Genomic DNA, 4,537 nt, shown 5'->3' with positions numbered 1-4,537 from the left:
ATGATCAGCCTGTATGTGCCGGGCGGCGATCTGAAGGCGCAGCTTATCAACGCAAAGATCCGTACGCCGGGCGTGTCGGGGCGTGAGCCGACCTACACCACGGCGTACATCGAGCTGATCTTTACCTTCTACCGGCTGTTCGGCTGGGGGATGTGGTAGATCACCGGCTATATGGAGGACTTCTGGGAGACTCGCGGGCTGGACATCCCGGTGCCCAGCGCCAGTCAGCTGGGCGAACGGTTCGCTTCACTGGAGGTGAGCGTCACTAAGCGTTGCGAACAGCTGGCCCGGCGTCTCGCGCGCGGCGAGACGATCAGTCTCATCGTCGACAGCACGGGATTGAGCTTTGGGCGGGCAAGGCCTGAAAGCCTTCCCACAAGATAACCGTCTGCGTTCTCGCTCAATGTGGATCCTAGCCGATGTTATCGAGCTGTTCTCAACTAAAGTGGGCCCATTTTCATGGAATGTGGTCCCGCCCGCGCCGATATTCTCAGCTAATAAGCTCCGATGTAATCGGGTCCTGCGCCGGATGTTATCGGGCCGCTACATGTAGCGGGTTTCACTGATAAACGCCTTGTCGGCAGCCGCGGCGTCGGCCGCTTTCTGGTTGCCTTCGAGCACGGCCGCGTGCCCGTCGCAGACGGCAGCGAGCGCGGCGGCCAGCAGGCCGTCTCGCGCGTCCGGCATCTTCGCGGCCAGCTCGGCCGCTTTCAGGTTGCGTGCGTCGGCCGCATTCGTGGCGGTCGCGCTCGAGCGTTTTTTCGGCATGGCTCAACCCTCCGTGCGAACATAACCCAGCTCGCGAGGCCCAGCGAGGCGAGCGGCGAACCCTGCGCGTGCGACCTTGCACGGCATATCGCGTTTCACGCACGCTATGGCGCCCTCGCCCTCGCCCTCGCCCTCGCGTGCGCGCGCATACTACGTGTGGCGGTAGGTCGGCCGCTTCTCCGGCCCCGCTGCTACGTCCACGGCCCATGATTTCCATTCCTTGCCCGCCAAAAGGCGATTACGTCGGCCTCATCGGAAAAGATCAAATGCATCTGCATGGCTTCGTCCTGTCGGTTGCGGCCCGCCGTAGCGGGCCGGATAGGCGCGGCGATTACTCGCCGGTCAGCAGCTCATCGAGCTGCGGGCGAAGCCATTTCGCGGTGTTGATGGCGTTGGCCGTGAGCTTGCGCACATAGGCCGACTGGCCGACTGGCGAACGCGTCGGGCTGAACACAAAGCCGTTGCGCTTCATCAGATCGCGCACGTCCTTGGCAGGCTTAGCGTCGAACAGGAACACGGCGCGGTTATCTTCCGTGTCCTCGCGGTACGTGTAGCCGTGCCCTTCTTCCTCGCGGTCGGTGCGCTCTGCGATCTTCTTCAATGCCTCGATGCGGTCGCGCACGCGGCGGATATTCGCGCCGCTATTGGTGATTTCATACGAAGCGAAGCCAACCCGGCCGGCGAAGTCAGGACGAGAAAGCGCGTCGATGGCTGCTGCCGTGTAGCCCATGCGCTCAAGCCCTGCGCGATCCTCGCGGCGAATCAGGGCGTTCGTGCGCTTCATCTTGTCGTGCCGTGCCTCCAGCTCGGCCAGCTTCGCTGGTGAGCTTCGGAATGGCTTCGGGGTCGTCGCCAGATACGCCGCCCTTGCCGACTGCTTCCGCGCGCCGGTCGAGCGCGTTCGCCGTGTCGTGCAGTTCGAAGGCTCGGCCAAACGTTGCGTGTACACGTGCTCGATAGCGGCGGTCGCGGCCCTCGGAGTGGTGGCCCGTCAAGATCGGCTGACCGAACGGAATGACCGAAGCCATCGTTTTAGCGCGGGTGTGTACTGCATCGTTGCTGCCGAGCGCGCGTGCGCTGCACGGGCGGCCAGACGGGCGCGGCGGGCTTCCTGCTTCGCTTCGTACTTGTTCATCGTCTTGCTCCTGTCAGGTGCGGCGCGCTCGCTCGCCCGCCTTGGTTGGGCTGCTGCGCTTAACACCAAACGACATGGCGGTAATCAACGGTGCGGCGATACACGTTGCGGTCATTCCAAGGCGTGTACGTGTATTCCATGTACGCATTCGTAAGGATTACCAACCAATGATTTAACCGAAGTGCGGGCATTTCGACCTCCATCGAAAATGGGTTCGCTTTTACTGCTGACCGGCTCCCAAGATTCCCGTCCCCTGCGTGACGGGTTCAGCGAGGCTGTGAGTGATGATTGCCTTGCCGCCGTTTTCCCTGAGTTCGCCGCCCCGCGACGGATTCAGCCGGCCCGCTACGGCTGTCAAGGGTGAAACCGGAGGCCGCAGCCCGCGCAGCGCAGCGAGCAGGAACGGGCGAGGATTTCAGCGCGCTTGGCGCGCGGCCCTTGATTGGGCGGCGACAATCATTTTGTCCGGCGCATTGACTCATCGGTTCTGCTACCAGAGCTGACCCGTTGCCTCACGTAATTTGCTACCCACGGCATAGTGCCGTGGGAGCAGAACAACGTGAAGGGGAAGGTCAGCATGGCAACACGCAAGGAACTTGTCGCAGCGGTGAGCTCGCGCTACCGCGGGGCATCAAGAAAAGAGAAGATAGCGATCCTCGATGAATTCGCGTAAGCGGCTAGTGAAGGACGCCCTATCTTGGTAGAGCATGAGGGGTCAAGCTTGCGTCCGCAACGACTTTTGCGGACGCAAGCATGGTAGAGGAACAGATTGATTTCTTACCGCTGCAGGCGGTGCGGGTGCGCTCCAATGGCAAGCGCGACTACGATCCGGTAGCCAAGCGGCGACTGGTTCAGTTGTGCCTGAACTCGGGGGCGTCGGTTTCGAGCATGGCACTCAAGGCTGGCATCAACGCCAACCAGTTACGCAAATGGATTGGGCAGAACCGGCAGGCAATGCAGTCCGGCGAGGGACCACTGTCGGCATTTGTACCGGTCGTGGCCCCTGTGCACTTGAGTCCAGCGAGTGTGGCCGCGCAAACTTGCCAGCGATCGGCGCTGCTTAGTGCCAAGCTTCCCAACGGCACGTCGCTGGAACTGTCCTGTGGCGTCCAGGACGCCGAACTCGTCAAGGTCATGATCGAGGCGCTTGGAGGTCAGCGCTGATGTTCCGCTTTGACGCAGGGTTGAAGGTGTACCTGCACCGCGAGGCGGTGGACTTCCGTCAATCCATCAACGGCCTCGCCGCGCTGGTCGAGCAGACGCTGGGGCTCGATCCGTTCGCGGCCGCGGTGTACGTGTTCCGCAACCGGCGGGCCGATCGCATCAAGATGCTGCTCTGGGACCGCAACGGCTTCTGGTTGCTGTTGAAGCGTCTCGAGAAGGACCGCTTCGTATGGCCGCGTCAGGCGCCGGTGGCGACGCTGACAGTCGAGCAACTCCACTGGCTGCGCGAAGGTATCGACATCGAGGCGGTGCGTCGGCATCCGGAGCGCGCGTATCATCGGGCGGCGTGAACGCCGCATTACAGCGGCGGTCTAACCCGCCATGTCGACCACCGTCACCATCACCGCCGAGGAGTACGAAGCCCTGCAGGCCAGCCTGGCTGCGTTGCGCGTGGTGACGGTCGAGCGAGATCTGTTGAAGGAACAACTGAAGGCCTTCCAGCGCAAGCTGTTCGCCGCCAAGAGCGAAGCCCGTGGCTCAGAGCAGAAGGACCTGTTCCTCAACGAAGCTGAGGCACTGGCGCCGAGCGCTGCAACGACGCCGGCGCAGGAAGCGGAAGGTACGCCAGGGATCGAGGTGGCGGGCCACGCGCGAAAGAAGCACGGGCGCAAGCCGCTTGATCCGGCGCTGCCGCGTGTGGAAGTCCGCCACGAGCTGCCCGAGTCCGAGCGCGTCTGCCCGCTCGACGGCCAGGCGCTGGTCGAGATCGGTGTCGAGATCAGCGAGCAACTCGACATCGTGCCGCAGCAGATCCGTGTTCTCCAGCACCAACGCGTCAAATACGCCTGTCCGTGCTGCGATGGCGGCATCAAGACAACACCGGCACCCGCGCGCATCATCCCTTGCTATTGAACGAGGCGCACCTGCAGGAAGAAAGCGCATAGAGTGGAAGCTGATCACAAATTTGCCGGTGACCACCCGCAGGCAAGCTGTCGAGAAGCTGGAATGGTACGCGCTACGGAAGTGTTCCACAGGATCCTGAAGTCCGGCTGCAAGGCAGAGGACTCCATGTTGCGTACCGCCGACCGCCTGGCCAATCTGATCGCCGTATTCTGTGTTGTGAGTTGGCGTATCTTCTGGCTGACGATGGTGCATCGAGCCACCCCACGTAGCTTTCAACTGGTTGCGGGTTTCTCAAGGCTGCCAAATTTGCCTGAAGTCCTTTGTGGGTATGACTTTCGCCGATTTCCGCCGTGATCCGCTAGAATTCCCGATCTTTGGCGGTCGATAATGGCGCACAGCCAGCAATGGCAACGGATTCCAACGGAATTGAGCCGCGGGCAGTTCGAACAATTTGTCTTGCCGCACCTCACGGCAGGAAGCCGGGGACCGGCATCCAAACTGACCGCGCACGCGATCTTCAACTACATCCTGAAACTGCTTTACCTCGGTTGCCAATGGAAGGCGCTG

6 protein-coding genes and 2 pseudogenes are annotated in these 4,537 nt (G+C 62.1%); 4 read left to right on the top strand and 4 right to left on the bottom strand.

Going from position 1 to position 4,537, the window contains the following annotated elements; all coding sequences use genetic code 11:
- Positions 1-543: 543 nt before the first annotated feature.
- From A3A5_RS0112955 to A3A5_RS44040, 4 genes are all read right to left on the bottom strand, one after another.
- On the bottom strand, positions 544-768 hold the full coding sequence (locus A3A5_RS0112955) for a hypothetical protein (RefSeq protein ID WP_018310998.1): 225 nt from the start codon (positions 766-768) through the stop codon (positions 544-546).
- A 331-nt stretch (positions 769-1,099) separates the two neighbouring features.
- Positions 1,100-1,552 (bottom strand): hypothetical protein, encoded by a 453-nt coding sequence (locus A3A5_RS44050; RefSeq protein ID WP_018310997.1) that lies wholly within the window; start codon positions 1,550-1,552, stop codon positions 1,100-1,102.
- The gene (locus A3A5_RS44045) at positions 1,503-1,796 is read right to left on the bottom strand and encodes a DUF3560 domain-containing protein (protein WP_232431335.1); all 294 of its coding nucleotides are present in this window, start codon (positions 1,794-1,796) and stop codon (positions 1,503-1,505) included. The genes A3A5_RS44050 and A3A5_RS44045 overlap by 50 nt, the downstream gene beginning before the upstream one ends.
- Positions 1,760-1,903, bottom strand: coding sequence for a hypothetical protein (locus tag A3A5_RS44040; RefSeq protein ID WP_198293138.1), 144 nt, complete (start codon positions 1,901-1,903; stop codon positions 1,760-1,762). The genes A3A5_RS44045 and A3A5_RS44040 overlap by 37 nt, the downstream gene beginning before the upstream one ends.
- A 753-nt stretch (positions 1,904-2,656) precedes the next feature.
- On the opposite strand from A3A5_RS44040, the gene A3A5_RS0112945 reads away from it, so the two are divergent.
- The 4 genes and pseudogenes from A3A5_RS0112945 to A3A5_RS44730 all read left to right on the top strand — a co-directional run.
- Positions 2,657-3,067, top strand: a complete 411-nt coding sequence (locus A3A5_RS0112945; protein ID WP_018310996.1) for a transposase — start codon at positions 2,657-2,659, stop codon at positions 3,065-3,067.
- Positions 3,067-3,417 carry an IS66 family insertion sequence element accessory protein TnpB gene (gene tnpB, locus A3A5_RS0112940; protein WP_018310995.1) on the top strand — a complete coding sequence of 117 codons (351 nt, stop codon included), beginning with the start codon at positions 3,067-3,069 and terminating at the stop codon, positions 3,415-3,417. Before A3A5_RS0112945 ends, tnpB begins: the two co-directional genes overlap by 1 nt.
- Before the next feature lie 31 nt (positions 3,418-3,448).
- A pseudogene (locus A3A5_RS0112935) lies at positions 3,449-3,970 on the top strand (IS66 family transposase zinc-finger binding domain-containing protein); the annotation flags it as partial.
- Between the two features lie 387 nt (positions 3,971-4,357).
- Positions 4,358-4,537, top strand: a pseudogene (locus A3A5_RS44730) (transposase); the annotation flags it as partial.

The organism is Cupriavidus sp. UYPR2.512 (assembly GCF_000379565.1).
Lineage (GTDB): Bacteria > Pseudomonadota > Gammaproteobacteria > Burkholderiales > Burkholderiaceae > Cupriavidus.
The sequence above is the reverse complement of the archived record's forward strand: the minus strand, read 5'-3'. Positions and strand labels throughout refer to the sequence as shown.